The following is a 16,266-nucleotide window of genomic DNA, read 5'->3' as shown; positions in this document are numbered from 1 at the left end:
ACTGTGAAATGGCTATATAGTGCGAAATTTGAATATAGCCACTAAAGTGATTTTGGAGGATTATGATGCTCTGCAAGGCTCACATTTACCATGTGCTTCTATTGTTTGCCCTGATACAACAAAACCGCCTTCGGCCGCTAAACTATTTAGCTCATGTGATATAACAGTCGAATGTAGTTCCTTAACAAAACCACAGGTATCACAAATTAATAACTGTACTGGGTGAATATGATCAAAATGATGGCACAGCATAAATGCATTTGTGCTTTCAATCTTATGAATAAAGCCTAGTTCAGCTAAAAAGTCTAATGCACGATAAATTGTCGCAGGTTTAGCACCTGTTTCAGTTACTTTTAATTGCTCAAGCAAATCGTATGCACCAACACCACCTTGTGCACTGGCTAATAGACGAAATACTTTCTCGCGGATAGGCGTAAAACGCGCACCACGGTTGTCACAAACTTGTTTTGCTTTACTTACGAGTGATTCTATATTCATCATTACTCTTATCCTTATGCTACCGTGATATACTAACATACTGTGTTGTAGTTGCAGCGTTTTTATTAAGCGCTTTTTACCTAGGAAACCCAGTAATGCACGAACTATTGGCTATATTTATTTTCTTTTTTGCGGTTATTGACCCCATTGGCACTGTACCTGTATTTATTGCAGTCACACGTGGTGATGATGAGAAATTTAAACGTAAAGTTATATTTAAAGCGGTAGGTGTATCTGCATTAGTGCTTTTATTTTTTGTACTCGCAGGTGAGCAATTACTTAACGCAATTGAAATTCCGCTTTCCGCTTTTCAAATAGCCGGCGGTATCATATTACTTATTTTTGCACTTTCAATGATATTTGGTGAAAGTAAACCAGAAGCCGAAATTAAAAGTGTACGGGACAGCACTGAAACCGCTATTTTTCCGCTTGCGATTCCGTCTATCGCGAGCCCTGGCGCTATGTTAGGCGCCGTATTAATGACTCGTAATGAAGAGTATACCTGGGTTGAGCAGTTACTAACGTCTTCAATGATGCTTGCTGTATTAGCAGTTGTACTGGTTTTGTTACTGCTTGCAACGCACGTACATAAATTAATTGGTGACAGTGGCGCAAGTATAATAAGTAGAATAATGGGGCTTATTTTAAGTTCAGTTGCAGTGACTAATATTTTAAACGGTATAGCCCATTATTTTGGCTTGCAGGTGTTCTCTTAACATTGATGCCCGCCAAGCTTTTGTGTAAAATGCAGCGCCTTTTAGGCTGTGCTTAATAACTTTAATACCCTGAGGTTTGCTTTGAATAAATGTACTTTGAATAGACGCTTTTCTGTGGCTCCAATGCTTGATTGGACTGATCGCCATTGTCGTACTTTTCATCGCAAAATGACTAAACATACCGTGCTTTATACTGAAATGATAACCACAGGGGCTATTTTATTTGGTCGAGGCGACTACTTACATTTTAATAAACACGAAGGCCCAGTTGCACTGCAACTTGGTGGCTCTGACCCTAAAGCGCTTGCGCAATGTGCAAAACTGGCAGGTGAGCGTGGCTATGACGAAATAAATTTAAATGTAGGTTGCCCGTCAGACCGAGTTCAAAATGGTCGATTTGGCGCATGCTTAATGGCTGAACCGCAATTAGTTGCAGAGTGTGTTGCAGCAATGAAAAACGAAGTAAGTATTCCTGTAACTGTTAAAACGCGTATTGGTATTGATGAGCAAGATTCGTATGAGTTTTTATGTGCGCTTATTGAAGCGTCTCATAAAGTAGGGTGTGATGATTTTATTATTCATGCTCGTAAAGCATGGCTTAATGGTTTAAGCCCGAAAGAAAATCGTGAAGTCCCACCGCTTGATTACCTACGTGTTTACCAGCTTAAAAAAGATTATCCGCAGCTAGACTTAAGCCTAAATGGCGGCGTTAAAACAATTGAGCAGAGCCTAGAACATCTACAACATATTGATGGTGTAATGATTGGGCGTGAAGCTTACAGTAACCCATTTATGCTCAATGACGTTGATGAGAAAATTTATGGTGATGCTGCAAACACACAATCACGCCACGACGTAGTGCGCTCAATGTACAGCTACATTGAAGAAGAAATGCGTTTGGGTGCTAATTTTTGGCATATTGCACGTCACATGCTCGGTATTTTTCAGGGGCAGCCTGGTGCACGAGGTTTTAGACGCCACCTTTCTGAAAGTGGTCATGGTAAGCAAGCTGATTTATCGGTAATGGATAAAGCATTAAGCTTTGTACCAGAATAAAGCTAAGCTTTAAAAGTTTTAAATTTAAGCCACTTTCGAGTGGCTTTTTTGATCCTAAATATTAGTCAAAAGCATAATTTATTGGCCAATTACACTCTATGCTGTTCAGCTGGAAGTCACTAAAAACTAGAGTGCTTGTTGTTTATCACTATGATTTTAAATGTTTTATTTTTGTTTTGATGAACTTGGCACAACTCTTGGAATCTTCTTGTTGAAATTAATTAAAAATCAACAGGAGAATACCATGGGAATATTTAACCGCGTAAATGATGTAATTCAATCAAACATTGTCGCTATGCTTGATAAAGCTGAAGACCCAGAAAAACTTTTAAACTTGATGCTTACCGAGATGCAAGATGCGTTGAATGAGTGCCGTAGTACAGCAGCCGCTTTATTGTGTGAAGAGAAAATAATTAATCGCCAAATTGATACTAAAAAAACAGAATTAGCAGCTTGGCAAATTAAAGCAGAACGTGCGGTTGAGAAGGGCAGTGATGACCTTGCTAAGTCTGCCTTACTTGAAAAGCAGCGCGTTAACGAAAGTATCGAAAATAAGCAAACTCAACTAGAAACACTGCAAGAGTCTATTGCAAAAATTAAGGTTGATTGTGAGCGTCTGCAGCAAAAAATGGCTATGGCTAAAACTAAGCAAGCTCAATTAATGCAGCGTCATAATGTTGCTATTGCTAGAGGGCGGATCAGTACGCAACTACAAAGCGATAAAGTAGCTCATGCGTTGTCTCGTTTTGAACAAATAGAGCAGCGTGTTGAAGATATTGAAGCTAAAGTAGAGGCTTATGAGCTGACTGATACAGTAAGCTCTACGAGTGCCCAAATTGAGTCGTTAGTTAAAAATGAAAAAATTGATGCTGAACTGGCTCGCTTAAAAGCGAACTTAAATACTAATTTAAAACAAACTGCTTAGGAGATTGCTATGAACAGCTTTAATCGTCAACGAGGTTGGTATAAAGATACTCTAAATAAAAAAATATCGGGTGTTTGTAGTGGTTTAGCTCGTAGATTGGATTTTCCTGTATGGGCAACACGCGTAGTTACTATCTTGTTGTTTTTGAGTTTTCCGTTTGCAATTGCACTTGGTTATTTTATAGCGCATTGCTGCCTTGAAAATAAAGAGTATTAATACCAACAGGCATAAATATTTGAACAATTTAACAAATTAAATCACTCTATAACGTTGTTGAAAATTTTATGTAGAACAACTAGATATAAAAATTCTTGCCTAGTTATAGCGCAATTTTCTTATCGTTAAATAGACCTCATATATAAGCCGGTTGGTATAAGGAGAATTACTATGAAAGCTTTGGCAGTATGTGTAATTATCTATTTATTACTGTTTACTGATTTAATAACGTTTGTGCAGATTGATTCTTGGCAGTTGCCGTTATGGATTGCTGATATTAGCTGGGCTGGGCTTGAGCTTGTAGGTGCTTTGGCCGCAATTGTTGCTGTAGTTGCTGTAGTGGCTTTAATTACTATGGGATTAGTTGGTGCGGGTGTAGTGGCATTAGCAGGGACTGTTTTAGCGCTTTTATTCGGATCTATAATGATTGCATGGCCGTTACTATTTGTTGCAGTGTTGTGTTGGCTTGTTGCCGATAACAAAAAAGTAGCCTCTTAATCCTTAATTTGACTGACTATTATAGGTTAACTATGTTAAATTTAGCCTGTAATTTAAAGTTTTCATAAGGATAAGAATGATGACGAAACTATGTTTTTCGATGGCTTCTGCATTAATATTTAGTTTTTTTTCGTCATCGTTGGCGGCGCACTCAGGGCACGAACATGGTTCTGATGTGGCTGTGCTCGAAGTAACTAACGCGCAAGTTAGAGAGTTTTTACCTGGCAGTACTTCAACTGTAGGTTATTTAACGCTAATAAATCACAGTGGAGCCGCAGCAACTTTAACTAAGGCAACTATTGATGGCTTAGGGCGTGTTGAAATACACGAGCATTCACATGTAGACGGCATGATGAAAATGCAACAAGTTGAATCGGTTGAAATTAAGGCGCACGAAAGTGTCAGCTTTCAACCTGGGGGTTATCATTTAATGGCATTTGAACCACAAGAGTCATTAAAAGTAGGACAAGAGCGCAAACTCACACTATATTTTAGTGACGGTAATCGCTTATTTACTAATGCTCAAGTCGTGTCGCTTGAAGCGCAAGCTAAGCAGTCAAAACCATCTACTCAACACGCTCATCATTAGGAGTACACATGTCGCAACACAAAGGAAAAATAGCAGGAATAGTTGTTTTACTGCTTATCATATTTTACGCAATTGCTGTTTACTGGAGCACTGAGCCTTCACGCTTTGATGTTGTTGCAAACGCCAAAGAGCAAGCGCAGCTTCGTAATGAAAAAATAGTTACGGGTTACGTAACCACTTCTACATTAATTACAGTAGCAAATACCTTACTAGATAAACCCGGTGGCTACTTATCAAATGATGTAATACCACCAAGTATTATTATGGATGATATGCCGGCGTGGGAATATGGCGCGCTAGAAATGGTGCGTGATTTATCGCTTTCTATGCGAAAAGATTTTAGCCGTTCGCAATCACAGTCTACTGAGCATGAAGCACTTAAAAAGGCGCAGCCACAGTTTAATATAAGCTCTGAAGCATGGGCATGGCCAAGTGCTGAAGGTGAATACCAAAAAGGTATTGACTACTTAATGGTATATCGTGGACAAATTGCCAATGAGCATGAGCGCGATAGCCAATTTTACGCACGAGCAGATAACCTACGTAGTTGGCTTAAAGAAGCTGAAAAACGTTTAGGTAGCTTAAGCCAGCGTTTAAGTGCAAGCGTAGGCCAAGAAAAAGTGAACACCGATTTAGCGGGTAATTCATCTAATAAACAAGCAACTCTTGCTCCACTGCAGCAGCAAGTAAGAACACCGTGGTTAGAAATTGACGATGTATTTTACGAGTCGCGCGGTGCTACTTGGGCGTTACTACACTTTTTACAAGCGATAGAGTATGACTTTAATGATGTACTTGAAAAGAAAAATGCACGTGTAAGCGTTCAACAAATCATACGTGAACTTGAGGCAACTCAAGAAACAGTATGGAGCCCACTTATTTTAAACGGGAATGGTTTTGGCTATGTTGCTAACCACTCTTTAGTTATGGCAAATTATATTTCTAGAGCCAATGCGGCTTTAATCGAACTTAGCGAGCTATTAGCTCAAGGATAAAAAATGAAAAAATATTGTTTAGCAGCAGCCCTTTCAATGGCATGTTTAGCACCAGCAGCGCAAGCTGACACCCTACTAGGTTTATATGTAGGTGTTGATGGGTGGAAGTCAGATAACGATGGTCAATTTTCTTATAAAGATAAATCATCTCAAGATTTTGATTTTGAGGATGAAACATTTGTAAGTTACTACGCAGCGCTTGAGCACCCAGTGCCACTAGTTCCAAACATTAAATTAAAGTATACAGAGCTTGAGTTAAATGGTTCTGCGCGGCTTACAGATACATTTAGTTTTAATGGCTCTGATTATATTGTGGGCTCTACTGTAAATACAGTAAGTGATTTAACGCACATTGATTACATTTTTTATTATGAGATTTTTGATAACGATTTAATCTCAATTGATTTGGGTTTAAACGTTAAGCAGTTTGATGGTGATATTGTTGTAAATGGTACTTCTCAACAAGGTGGAGCTGACTTTACCGAAACCAAAGACTTCTCTGGTTTTGTTCCTCTTGCATACGGCCGTGCCGAAGCTGGCTTACCATTTACTGGTTTAAGTGTGTTTTTTGAGGGGAGCTTTTTGGCTATTGACGATAGCAAAGTACAAGATTACCAAGTAGGTGTAGCGTGGGAACTTATCGACAATCTAGCAGTAGATGTTGCTGTTAAAGCAGGATACCGCTCTATGATATTAGAACTTGATGATGTGGATGATATTACTACTGATATCGATGCATCTGGCCCATTTGCGGGTATTCAGGTTCATTTTTAATTAGTACCTTCTAATTAAACAAAGCGTGGCATATTACTTTATAGCGTGCCACGCTAAATCAAACTCTCCGTCCAACGCATTATTAATCAACTGCTTATACACTTTATTTATAGGGAAATTAATGAGTTTAGATAGTTCATCACCTGTTTGTGTAAATTTGTAGTAGCTCAATACCAAATCACTACTTTTTGCTTTTAATGTTACCTTTTGCGATAAAAATGAAAGGGTAAGTTCTTGCCCCGCTTTAAGCACTGCAGATTCAATTTCTTTTCTATACAGTAAATTAAGATCCATGAGCGTTAAAATATCAGGAAAGCTAATACCTGTTTTTCCTAAATTTAGAGACACTTTGTTTCCTTTTCGTAGTAAATCAAACAAAGATGGTTTCTTGTAAAAACCGAGTAGAATAAAGTGGCTGTCGTCTTTTTCGTTATAACCTGAGAGCGACACACATTTTTGCAAAGAGTCTGCTTCTCGCTGTGTCATATGTTTTAAAGTTTGAAGGCTTTTAATTGAAAACGTACCAGGATTGAGTGTTTCTCCCGTTAAAATTTTGGCCCACAAAGTTTGCATTGACGCATTTGAAGTATCTTCACACAGTGCTATAAAATGCTCTACCCAATCAACATCGGGCTGTTTACTACTTGCTACATCAGGGCAAACCCCCATAGCCACTGCTAAAATTGATTCTATATTTTGTTGTTGTTTAATGAGTAATAAATCTTGGCGCTTTTGAGCGCGAGCTAAAACAGAGTTTTCACTGTTGATATGATAAAGCGGCTTAATTTTGCCCTTAATATCGTAACTTTGCTCGTTAGTAGGTAGTACACCGTTATTACCTACTTTTGTTATAGGGTAACCAAGTAAGGATTCGATGATGTTGGCAAGATTAATTCTCGCCTGTGCTGTTTTGACTGTCATGACTATGCATTATCCTTTGTGGATCACTAAGCTGTGCAACAGTTTGAAGGTTATTTAAACCCAGTGAAACTGTATTACTGAGTACGTACTCGCTCAAAATTGCAGTGTAACCAGATATTAAAGGAGCAGTTGTTTGACCTTTAATATTACATATTAACGTAACTATACCGTTTTGCTCGCTAAGGTTAAAAGTGCCTCTAATAATATGTTCAGCATTTAAAAGTATGTTGAAGTTGACTTTATTTTGGCTTACCGAAGTTATGATCATTTCACCATACCCCCATTTTCCTTCCCAAGACTGATGAGCCCCTAGGCCAGAACTGGGTTCGCCCAAAGTAAAATGTATGCTGGGGTCTACTTTTTCCCATGGAGACCATTTTTGCCATTGGCTAAAGTCGGTGATAAGCGGCTTTATTACTTTAAGATTGGCATTAATTTCGATTGTTTTATTTACACTATAACTTTGAGGCAGTATTAGCCCTACCAGTGCCAATACTAATAGTAATAACAGTACGCATTTGATTAATATTTTTAATGGTTTAATAAGCACACCTTTTATTAGTTTTTCAAGTTGAAATACAACAACTTTTTCTTAATCGACTATAGTATGAATTAGATTATAAACCAAAAATAATTTATTGATTGCTACTTAGGAGAGCGAATGTCGTCAGATCAAAACGATTTTTTATTTTTTGAACAAGATTTTGAAGACGATGCTGTTGTTGAGCAGACTAAGTTTTGGGATATTTTAATTGTTGATGACGAACCTGAGATTCATTCTGTAACAAAATTAGCTTTGTCTGGCGTTGAGTTTTTAGGGGCTAGCTTGCGATTTCACGATGCTTATTCGGGTGCAGAAGCAATAGAAGTGCTAGCTAAAAATAAAAATATTTCGGTTATTTTTTTAGACGTTGTTATGGAAACTGACGATGCCGGTTTGCAGGTTGTAAAAAGGGTGCGTGACGAATTAAATAATCAACATGTAAGAATTATTTTAAGAACAGGGCAAGCAGGTATTACACCAGAAGAAAAAGTAATACGAGAATACGACATAAATGACTATAAAACGAAAACAGAGCTGACTCGTTCTAAGTTAGTAACTTCGCTTATAACCGCTATTCGCTCATACGAGCAGGTATGTCAGCTTGAATATCAAAGTGATGCAATGAACACGATTGTTTCAGCATCAAAGTCTATTTTAGGACTTACTGATGTTAAGCAATTATGCAAAGAAATCATCAAGCACATGAGTATTATTTTAAAATGTTCACCTAGAGGGCTTGTTTGCAGTAAGTTAGATGGCGATGACTTTATTCAGGTCTTAGGTGGTTGCGGGCATTACGAAAGCTATTTTGGCAAAAAATTAATTAATGTTGATAGCAAAGTATTTGAACAAGTTGAGTCGTGTTTTGGTTTGTCAAAGCACCAACACATAGACTCAAGTTCAACATTTATATTAAAAAGTAAGCATCGAAAAGCGGCTTTATATATAGAGTGCGACCACATTCCCTTACAAGCACAGCTGCAATTTGCTGAAATTTTCTTAACTAATGTAAGTGTAGCACTTGATAACATAAGGTTATTTGTAAAGTTAAGAGATGCTGCTTATAAAGATGTGCTTACTGGTATTTCAAATCGTACTAATTTTATTGAGCGTGTGGTGAGTTATCAAAAGCCACACGTGAACGATCATGTATTTGTATTACTTGATGTAGTTAATTTTGCAGATATTAATAACGGCTTAGGGCAAGAGGTCGGCAATAAAGTATTAATTGGCATTGTGCAAAGGTTAAAAGAAAATTACCCAACAGCTAAATTACTATCACGTATTGGCGCTGATGTTTTTGGTTTTATTATTCGCCAAGACGAATTTGACTTAAAAAAGTTGAATGAGCAATTAGGTATTTCATTTTACGCAGAAGAACATTTACTCCCTATCGATTTTAGAGTGGGCTTATGCCAACAACAAGACTTTCAAAGTAGCGGTATTGATACACTGAAAGTTGCTTATATTGCACTTGACCAAGCTAAAAAAGCAAAGCATAAAGAAGGCGTTTATTACAATATTGATATGCAAGATAAGATGGCTTGGCGGATAGGGATTATTAGGCAGTTACGTCATGACTTTGCTCGAAATAAATTAGAGGTATGGTACCAACCTCAACTTGCACTAGATGACTTATCACTAATTGGATGTGAGGCATTATTACGCTGGCCGGCAAGTGATGGCGTGTATATATCGCCGGCTGTGTTTGTGCCACTTGCAGAGGATGCGGGCTTAATTGTTGATATAGGGCAGTGGGTATTAGAACAAGCTTGCCAACAGCAAAAGCGCCTAGAAAATATGGGCACAGAAATTTGTATTGCAGTTAATGTGTCTGTTCCACAGTTTAAAGTAAAAGGTTATGCGCAAACTGTTAAAAATACATTGTTAAAATATGGTGTTAAGCCAAAAAACATAGAATTAGAAATCACCGAGAGCGTAGTAATGGATGAGCTGGAAACGGTTATTAGTACGCTAAGCGAGCTAAAAGAACTCGGAATGGAAGTTGCTATTGATGACTTTGGTACTGGTTTTTCGTCGCTGAGTTACATTCAAAGTTTACCTTTGGATCGGTTGAAAATAGATCGTGCATTTATTAAAGATTTACCAAATGACGACACTGGCGCTATTGCTGCCTTAGTTATATCACTTGGTGCTAAGTTGGGCTTAAAAACGATTGCTGAAGGGGTCGAAACACAAGAGCAAGCCCAGTTCTTAAAAAATTTAGGATGCGATGAAGTACAAGGTTTTATGTATGCTAAACCCATGCCTGAAAATGAATTAATAGAATTTATAAATAAACGCTAAAAAGATTAACTTATTATTTAAGCTAATGAACGATTTAGAATTTAGGGCGCGATATGCTTTGACTACTTTGTATATATAAACAATTTAGTAGGGTATAATTCGCGCCTTTTGTTATTCTACGGCCACAATTATGAGCACACTCAAAGCTAAGCGCGCCTTATTTTCATACCCTAAATACTGGGCTGAATGTTATGGCACCGCGCCATTTTTACCAACTACACGTGAAGAAATGGATGCACTTGGCTGGGATAGCTGCGACATAATAATAATTAGTGGCGACGCGTACGTCGATCATCCTAGTTTTGGTATGGCGGTAATTGGCCGTGTACTTGAAGCGCAAGGCTTTAGAGTGGGAATTATTGCCCAGCCAGCATGGGACTCTAAAGATGCATTTATGGAACTAGGCAGACCGAATTTATTTTTTGGTGTAACAGCTGGCAACATGGATTCGATGATCAATCGCTATACAGCTGAAAAGCGTATGCGCCACGATGATGCTTACACGCCAGATAACGTAGGTGGTAAACGTCCAGATCGCGCCGTAATGATTTACTCGCAAAAATGCCGTGAAGCATACAAAGGTATCCCAATTGTTATTGGCGGTATTGAAGCGAGTCTTCGTCGTATAGCTCATTACGACTATTGGCAAGAAAAAGTACGTCGTAGTATTTTGTTTGATGCAAAAGCTGATATTTTAATTTACGGTAACGCAGAGCGTCCGTTAGTTGAAGTTGCACACCGTATTGCCGCAGGCGAAACAATGGATACTATTCAAGATATTCGCGGCACGGCTGTTATCAGAAAAGAACCTTTACCAGGTTGGCGTGGAAGTGACTCCACCGCTATAGATAAAATTGGTAAAATCGACCCTATTCCAAATCCATACGGCGCTGATGATGTTGGCTGTAGTAAATCTGAATTTAAACAAGCGGGTATAGACTTAAAGGTAGAAGCTGCAAAACCAATTATGGTTCAGCCTGCGCGACCTAAGCCATGGGAAAAAACTTACGTTAAGCTACCTGCTTATGAGCAAGTAAGTGTTAACAAACCTTTATACGCCCACGCTTCGCGTATTCTACATCAAGAAACAAATCCTGGTTGTGCAAGAGCACTGTTTCAGCGACACGGCGATCGATCTATTTGGGTAAACCCGCCAGCATACCCATTAGAAACACACGAGATGGATGCCGTGTTTGGTTTACCGTATCAGCGTATTCCTCACCCAAGTTACGGCGACTCTAAAATTCCTGCTTACGACATGATAAAAACGTCAGTTAATATTATGCGCGGCTGTTTTGGAGGTTGTTCGTTTTGCTCAATTACGGAGCATGAAGGGCGTATTATTCAAAGCCGTTCGCAAGAATCAATTATTGAAGAAATTGAACAGATTAGAGATAAAGTACCCGGTTTTACTGGTGTTATTTCTGATTTAGGTGGCCCAACGGCAAATATGTATAAACTGCGTTGTACGAGCAAAAAGGCAGAAAGTACCTGTAGACGTTTATCATGTGTGTACCCTGAAATTTGTAAGCATATGGATACAGATCATACGCCAACAATAGACTTATACAAAAAAGCACGTGAAGTTAAGGGTATCAAAAAGGTATTGATTGCTTCTGGTGTTCGTTACGACTTAGCTGTACGCGACCCGCGTTACGTTAAAGAATTAGTAACGCATCATGTAGGTGGCTACTTAAAAATAGCGCCAGAGCATACAGAGGATGGTCCATTATCAAAAATGATGAAACCAGGTATGGGTGCGTACGATCAATTTAAAGAATTATTTGATAAGTACTCTAAAGAAGCCGGTAAAAAGCAGTATTTAATTCCTTACTTTATATCTGCTCACCCAGGGACAAAAGATGAAGACATGGTAAACATGGCTTTATGGCTTAAATCAAACGACTTTAAGCTTGATCAGGTACAAAATTTTTACCCATCACCGATGGCTAATGCGACGACTATTTACCACACAGAAATGAACTCTTTACGTAATATAAAAAACAATACAGAAGTTGTTCCAGTACCTAAAGGTGCTCGCCAACGTAGATTACATAAAGCTATTTTACGCTACCATGATGCAGCAGGTTGGCCGATGATACGTGAAGCACTGCGTAAAATGGGTAAAGCTAATTTAATTGGTAAAGGGCCTAACTGTTTAGTGCCTGAAGAAGGGCGTGATGAAAAAGCAGGTAAAGGTGGCAGTAAAGGCGGACGTCCTGCACTAACGCGACATACCGGCTTTAGCCAATTTAAAAAGGCAAACACTAAACCAAAAGTAGGCGGTAATCGTCAAAGTACACGTTAGTGATTCAATCTAATAATAACTAGTAGATTAGTTTAATTACGCCAAGGGTTTTTAAGCCCTTTTCATGCGTAAATTAAGTAAACCTTGCTCTTTATTATCTATATTATTGTAGGTGATAAAGAGCGAGCTTTTAGAAACCCCTCTTGAGATAGCACGTATTTAGTGCCTATATACTTGCAGTTAGTTTTTTCTTAAAACGTTGATGATAACCACAAACGTAATTTAAGTGACCATAACGGCTGAATGCCTGTTAGCCCTTGCGTCATTTTATTATCTTTTAAGATTATATAAGATGGCGTGACTTGCCCTTGCCAATCGGCAAATATCTCACCGTGTTGATCGTTGACAGTGGTAAAACTGTAGCCATGATCATTTAGATACTCATGTAGTTTTTGATCCGAACCTGATTTTACTGCGATGCTCACTACAGGGTAGTTATTCTCGTTTGCGAGTTCGTTTATGGCAGGGGAGGTAATACTACAAATAGGGCACCAAGTTCCCCAAAAATAGACAAGTGTTGGTTTATCTTGGCTCATTGCTGCTAAATCAATGTTTTGCCCTTTATAATCTATTAATTGTAATTGAGGATTTGCTGGCATAACAGGTTGTCGCCACCAATTTACAGCGTTATAAATTACGAAAAATATGAAACCATATATCAACACACTCTTTAATATTGATAGGCCTTTTTGTTTTGGCGCTTTTTTAGGTGTGTCTTTTTTATTTTTGGTATTAGTTGTCATAATGGCTGATTTTTCTCTAAATATGTTAACTTCAAAAATTTACATTTTAAACTTATATCAGCAGCCATGTTGCGGTGCCTAAAAAGGCGAATATACCCACAATATCTGTAATTGTAGTTAAAACTACACTACCTGCAAGAGCGGGATCTATATTCATCTTTTTAAGAATAATAGGGATACTCGCACCAGCAACGCCGGCCACAACCAGATTCATAAACATAGCAAAGGCAAGTACGCCACCAAGCATAAAGTCCCATTGCCATAGTGCAATAACACCTGCAATTAACAACGACCACAAAACACCGTTTAACGCGCCAATAGCAAGCTCCTTCATCATTAAAAAGCGTTGGTTAGTTTGATTAATATGACCTACTGCAATACCACGAATAACGAGAGTTAGCGATTGGCTACCTGCAACACCGCCCATTGAAGGAACAATACCGTTAAGTACAGCTAAAATAGGTAAAACATCTAAAGTGCCTTCAAAAAAGCTAGCTACAAAAGCAGCTGCAAGTGCAGTTAGTAAGTTGACACCTAACCAAACTGAGCGTTTTTTAGAGCTTTTTAGTACAGGAGCGAATGTATCCTCTTCATCATCAAGACCGGCTAAGCCCAATAAACTATGCTCAGCATCTTCTCGGATTACGTCAACGATGTCATCGATAGTGACACGACCAAGGAGCTGATCGTTATCATCAACTACGGGTGCCGATATCCAATTATGACGTTCAAATAATTGCGCGACTTCACTTTCATCCATTGAGATTGGAATGGATTCACAATCTTCATCCATTAAATCGCGAACAATTTTTTCTGGCGGGTTAGTTAATAATGTACTCAGCGATAAAGCGCCTATAAAGCAGTTATGCTTATCAACAACGTATAAATCATCGGTACCTTCTGGTAACTCGCCACGTAGCCTAATATACCTAAGTACAACATCGAGTGTTACGTCAGGGCGGATGGTCACCGTATCGGTGTTCATTAGCGCGCCTGCAGAGCGCTCTTGATACGAAAGTGCTTGTGTTGCACGTTCACGGTCTTGAATGTCCATCGCGCTAACAACGTCTTTGTAGACGGTGTCTGGTAGACTACGTAATACTTCACCTAAGTCATCGTGGCCCATATCTTCTGTTGCGGCTGCAATATGCTTAGGTTCCATCTGGGCAATAATGCCTAAACGAACATCTTCAGATAGTTCTTCAAGAACATCACCTTGCACATCAGGATCAACCAACTGCCAAAGGAGTCGGCGAATTTTATGCGGTGATGATTCTAATAATAATGCGGTATCACAAGGAGCTGTTTTTGCGAGCATGCGCCTAACTTGAACAAATTGACCACTATTGAGTGACTTAGTCACCTGCTTTAGTTGTTGTAGCGGGTAATCTTGTTCAAAAGCTTCAGGCATTGGCGTCCTTTATAAATTCTTATGTTACTTTATGGGGAGAGGTGAGTTAACTGGCGTCACTAACCGTATTTATTTTATATATCTGTTTTAGTCGAGGCATTTGTAATGCGAGTATTATTCTTATAACTGTTTATTCTTGTTCATTAAAACGTTGTGCTATTAATTCTCCAACAGCATGCAAAGCTTGCTCAGAATCGGGGCCTTTGCATACAACTTTTACTTCTTTGCCTTGGCTACTTTCAAGTAACATTAGTGCAAGTACGCTATCGCCTGCCGCTTCTTTGTCGTCTTGAAATAATGTAATTGTAGCATCAAACTGCACTGCCAACTGGGCAAGCACGGTAGCAGCTCTGGCGTGTAATCCTAATTTATTTTTTATTAAAAAAGTGTCTTCACAATGCATAATTTACTCTACCTAAGCTGAACAGGTTCTTATTCCGCTATATTATTTTTCTTGTTCGCGATGGCGAATTTTTACATTGGGATGTGTCATTGCAAAACTTTCACCGATGGTTTGCGCTAAATATACAGAGCGATGTTGTCCGCCTGTACACCCAATAGCAATAGTTAAATAACTGCGGTTATTTCGCTCTAAGTGCGGTAACCACGTTTGTACAAATGTTTGAATTTGCCATGTGAATTTTTGCACAATGCTGTGATTGGCCAAATAATCTTTAACGGGTTGATCTAACCCATTTAAAGGTTTTAATTCAGGTTCCCAATGTGGATTTGGTAAAAAGCGTGCATCAAATACATAGTCGGCTTCTTTTGGTATGCCGTATTTAAAACCAAATGATTCAAACGTGACAATCAGTTGCTTATCTTTTTTACCTAAAATCTTTTCACGAATAGATTCAGCAAGTTGATGAACACTCAAATCAGTCGTGTCTATCATAAAGTCGGCGCGAGTGATTAATACATCAAGTAATTCTTTTTCTTTTTTGATGGCTAAATCAAGAGGCAACGAGTCAATTGATAGTGGGTGTAATCTACGAGTTTCAGAAAAACGTTTGATCAATGTTTGATCGTCGCTATCTAAATAAAATAACGTAGGGTTTGCAAAGCCTGGCAAGTATTCAAGAATATCGTTAAATTCATCTTGTTGTTTAGGGATGTTACGCACATCAATGCTAACAGCAATTTTATCGTAGCTATCAGACACACTGCGAACTAATGAAGGAAGCAAGTTAACTGGAATATTATCTACGCAATAATAACCTAAATCTTCTACAACGCGTAAAGCAACCGACTTTCCAGAACCAGAACGGCCGCTTATGATAATTAACTCCATTTAACACCCTTTATAAAACTATGATTGATTGACAATAACTTGGTAAAGCTCAGTATCTGATTTTGCACTGCGTAACTGTTTACAAAAATCTTTGTTGTTTAGTTTATCAGCAATGGTTGCTAGAGTCTTTAAGTGCTGCTGGTTATCGCCATCTGGTACGATGAGTGCGACGAAAATATCAACAGGGCGATTATCGATCGCATCAAAATTTATTGGAGTTTCGCTAACGAGTACTAAAGCCAAAGGCTCTTCTGCACCGCTCATTCTTCCATGAGGAATGGCAATGCCACGCCCTATACCTGTACTACCCAATTTTTCTCTGCTCATTAAAGCATTAAGAATATCTTGTTGCGGTAGGTACGGAAGTTTGTCGTGAGCAAGTTCGCTAATGAACTCTAAAATTCTTTTTTTGCTATTAAAAAGGACCGCAGCTTTGCTGCAGTCCTGGCATATAAGTGAGCTTAATTTCATCAT

At 38.6% G+C, this 16,266-nt stretch carries 18 protein-coding genes; 10 read left to right on the top strand and 8 right to left on the bottom strand.

Annotation, left to right across the window (positions count from 1 at the left end; genetic code table 11):
• Positions 1-60 precede the first annotated feature (60 nt).
• Positions 61-498, bottom strand: coding sequence for a transcriptional repressor (locus tag GQR54_RS07825; protein WP_166377093.1), 438 nt, complete (start codon positions 496-498; stop codon positions 61-63).
• Positions 499-593: 95 nt separating this feature from the next.
• Here GQR54_RS07825 and GQR54_RS07820 point away from each other — a divergent pair, with 95 nt between their 5' ends.
• The 8 genes from GQR54_RS07820 (at position 594) to GQR54_RS07785 (ending at position 6,267) form a co-directional block, all read left to right on the top strand.
• A complete protein-coding gene (locus GQR54_RS07820; RefSeq protein WP_024589771.1) occupies positions 594-1,214 on the top strand; it encodes a MarC family protein in 621 nt (206 codons plus the stop codon).
• A 123-nt stretch (positions 1,215-1,337) separates the two neighbouring features.
• Positions 1,338-2,270 carry a tRNA dihydrouridine(20/20a) synthase DusA gene (gene dusA, locus GQR54_RS07815; RefSeq protein ID WP_231609293.1) on the top strand — a complete coding sequence of 311 codons (933 nt, stop codon included), beginning with the start codon at positions 1,338-1,340 and terminating at the stop codon, positions 2,268-2,270.
• Positions 2,271-2,514: 244 nt separating this feature from the next.
• Positions 2,515-3,195 (top strand): PspA/IM30 family protein, encoded by a 681-nt coding sequence (locus GQR54_RS07810; protein ID WP_166377058.1) that lies wholly within the window; start codon positions 2,515-2,517, stop codon positions 3,193-3,195.
• A gap of 9 nt (positions 3,196-3,204) precedes the next feature.
• Positions 3,205-3,411 carry a PspC domain-containing protein gene (locus GQR54_RS07805; protein ID WP_010554259.1) on the top strand — a complete coding sequence of 69 codons (207 nt, stop codon included), beginning with the start codon at positions 3,205-3,207 and terminating at the stop codon, positions 3,409-3,411.
• A 171-nt stretch (positions 3,412-3,582) separates the two neighbouring features.
• Positions 3,583-3,909, top strand: coding sequence for a hypothetical protein (locus GQR54_RS07800; protein WP_010554260.1), 327 nt, complete (start codon positions 3,583-3,585; stop codon positions 3,907-3,909).
• A 76-nt stretch (positions 3,910-3,985) separates the two neighbouring features.
• On the top strand, positions 3,986-4,498 hold the full coding sequence (locus GQR54_RS07795; protein ID WP_166377057.1) for a copper chaperone PCu(A)C: 513 nt from the start codon (positions 3,986-3,988) through the stop codon (positions 4,496-4,498).
• A gap of 8 nt (positions 4,499-4,506) precedes the next feature.
• Positions 4,507-5,493, top strand: a complete 987-nt coding sequence (locus tag GQR54_RS07790) for a DUF2333 family protein (protein WP_010554262.1) — start codon at positions 4,507-4,509, stop codon at positions 5,491-5,493.
• Positions 5,494-5,496: 3 nt separating this feature from the next.
• Complete coding sequence (locus tag GQR54_RS07785; protein ID WP_166377056.1) at positions 5,497-6,267, top strand: TIGR04219 family outer membrane beta-barrel protein; 771 nt, start codon at positions 5,497-5,499, stop codon at positions 6,265-6,267.
• Positions 6,268-6,300: 33 nt separating this feature from the next.
• Here the strand turns inward: GQR54_RS07785 and GQR54_RS07780 are convergent, their stop codons facing one another.
• Together GQR54_RS07780 and GQR54_RS07775 are read right to left on the bottom strand one after the other, a co-directional pair.
• Entirely contained in the window at positions 6,301-7,188 is an 888-nt protein-coding gene (locus tag GQR54_RS07780) for a TIGR03899 family protein (RefSeq protein WP_166377055.1), read from the bottom strand.
• Positions 7,157-7,738 carry an SRPBCC family protein gene (locus GQR54_RS07775; protein ID WP_166377054.1) on the bottom strand — a complete coding sequence of 194 codons (582 nt, stop codon included), beginning with the start codon at positions 7,736-7,738 and terminating at the stop codon, positions 7,157-7,159. Before GQR54_RS07775 ends, GQR54_RS07780 begins: the two co-directional genes overlap by 32 nt.
• 111 nt (positions 7,739-7,849) lie before the next feature.
• On the opposite strand from GQR54_RS07775, the gene GQR54_RS07770 reads away from it, so the two are divergent.
• Together GQR54_RS07770 and GQR54_RS07765 are read left to right on the top strand one after the other, a co-directional pair.
• Positions 7,850-10,039, top strand: coding sequence for an EAL domain-containing protein (locus GQR54_RS07770; RefSeq protein WP_166377053.1), 2,190 nt, complete (start codon positions 7,850-7,852; stop codon positions 10,037-10,039).
• A 130-nt stretch (positions 10,040-10,169) separates the two neighbouring features.
• Positions 10,170-12,347 (top strand): YgiQ family radical SAM protein, encoded by a 2,178-nt coding sequence (locus GQR54_RS07765; protein WP_166377052.1) that lies wholly within the window; start codon positions 10,170-10,172, stop codon positions 12,345-12,347.
• Positions 12,348-12,538: 191 nt separating this feature from the next.
• On the opposite strand, the gene GQR54_RS07760 is transcribed toward GQR54_RS07765, so the two are convergent.
• From GQR54_RS07760 to ptsN, 5 genes are all read right to left on the bottom strand, one after another.
• A complete protein-coding gene (locus GQR54_RS07760) occupies positions 12,539-13,090 on the bottom strand; it encodes a protein disulfide oxidoreductase (RefSeq protein ID WP_166377051.1) in 552 nt (183 codons plus the stop codon).
• Between the two features lie 52 nt (positions 13,091-13,142).
• Positions 13,143-14,501: a magnesium transporter gene (gene mgtE, locus GQR54_RS07755; protein WP_166377050.1), complete on the bottom strand. Its 1,359-nt coding sequence runs from the start codon at positions 14,499-14,501 to the stop codon at positions 13,143-13,145.
• A gap of 130 nt (positions 14,502-14,631) precedes the next feature.
• A complete protein-coding gene (locus GQR54_RS07750) occupies positions 14,632-14,904 on the bottom strand; it encodes an HPr family phosphocarrier protein (protein ID WP_002957937.1) in 273 nt (90 codons plus the stop codon).
• A 42-nt stretch (positions 14,905-14,946) separates the two neighbouring features.
• Complete coding sequence (gene rapZ / locus GQR54_RS07745; protein WP_166377049.1) at positions 14,947-15,792, bottom strand: RNase adapter RapZ; 846 nt, start codon at positions 15,790-15,792, stop codon at positions 14,947-14,949.
• 18 nt (positions 15,793-15,810) lie between these two features.
• Positions 15,811-16,263 carry a PTS IIA-like nitrogen regulatory protein PtsN gene (gene ptsN / locus GQR54_RS07740; RefSeq protein WP_024590190.1) on the bottom strand — a complete coding sequence of 151 codons (453 nt, stop codon included), beginning with the start codon at positions 16,261-16,263 and terminating at the stop codon, positions 15,811-15,813.
• Positions 16,264-16,266 lie beyond the last annotated feature (3 nt).

This window comes from Pseudoalteromonas sp. Z9A4 (assembly GCF_011378845.1).
Lineage (GTDB): Bacteria > Pseudomonadota > Gammaproteobacteria > Enterobacterales > Alteromonadaceae > Pseudoalteromonas > Pseudoalteromonas arctica.
This window is presented reverse-complemented; position numbering and strand designations above follow the sequence as displayed.

Coding starts and splice junctions, on each gene's coding strand:
- GQR54_RS07825 (WP_166377093.1), bottom strand. CDS start 498: ATGAATATAGAATCACTCGTAAGTAAAGCAAAACAAGTTTGTGACAAC.
- GQR54_RS07820 (WP_024589771.1), top strand. CDS start 594: ATGCACGAACTATTGGCTATATTTATTTTCTTTTTTGCGGTTATTGAC.
- dusA (WP_231609293.1), top strand. CDS start 1,338: ATGCTTGATTGGACTGATCGCCATTGTCGTACTTTTCATCGCAAAATG.
- GQR54_RS07810 (WP_166377058.1), top strand. CDS start 2,515: ATGGGAATATTTAACCGCGTAAATGATGTAATTCAATCAAACATTGTC.
- GQR54_RS07805 (WP_010554259.1), top strand. CDS start 3,205: ATGAACAGCTTTAATCGTCAACGAGGTTGGTATAAAGATACTCTAAAT.
- GQR54_RS07800 (WP_010554260.1), top strand. CDS start 3,583: ATGAAAGCTTTGGCAGTATGTGTAATTATCTATTTATTACTGTTTACT.
- GQR54_RS07795 (WP_166377057.1), top strand. CDS start 3,986: ATGATGACGAAACTATGTTTTTCGATGGCTTCTGCATTAATATTTAGT.
- GQR54_RS07790 (WP_010554262.1), top strand. CDS start 4,507: ATGTCGCAACACAAAGGAAAAATAGCAGGAATAGTTGTTTTACTGCTT.
- GQR54_RS07785 (WP_166377056.1), top strand. CDS start 5,497: ATGAAAAAATATTGTTTAGCAGCAGCCCTTTCAATGGCATGTTTAGCA.
- GQR54_RS07780 (WP_166377055.1), bottom strand. CDS start 7,188: ATGACAGTCAAAACAGCACAGGCGAGAATTAATCTTGCCAACATCATC.
- GQR54_RS07770 (WP_166377053.1), top strand. CDS start 7,850: ATGTCGTCAGATCAAAACGATTTTTTATTTTTTGAACAAGATTTTGAA.
- GQR54_RS07765 (WP_166377052.1), top strand. CDS start 10,170: ATGAGCACACTCAAAGCTAAGCGCGCCTTATTTTCATACCCTAAATAC.
- GQR54_RS07760 (WP_166377051.1), bottom strand. CDS start 13,090: ATGACAACTAATACCAAAAATAAAAAAGACACACCTAAAAAAGCGCCA.
- mgtE (WP_166377050.1), bottom strand. CDS start 14,501: ATGCCTGAAGCTTTTGAACAAGATTACCCGCTACAACAACTAAAGCAG.
- GQR54_RS07750 (WP_002957937.1), bottom strand. CDS start 14,904: ATGCATTGTGAAGACACTTTTTTAATAAAAAATAAATTAGGATTACAC.
- rapZ (WP_166377049.1), bottom strand. CDS start 15,792: ATGGAGTTAATTATCATAAGCGGCCGTTCTGGTTCTGGAAAGTCGGTT.
- ptsN (WP_024590190.1), bottom strand. CDS start 16,263: ATGAAATTAAGCTCACTTATATGCCAGGACTGCAGCAAAGCTGCGGTC.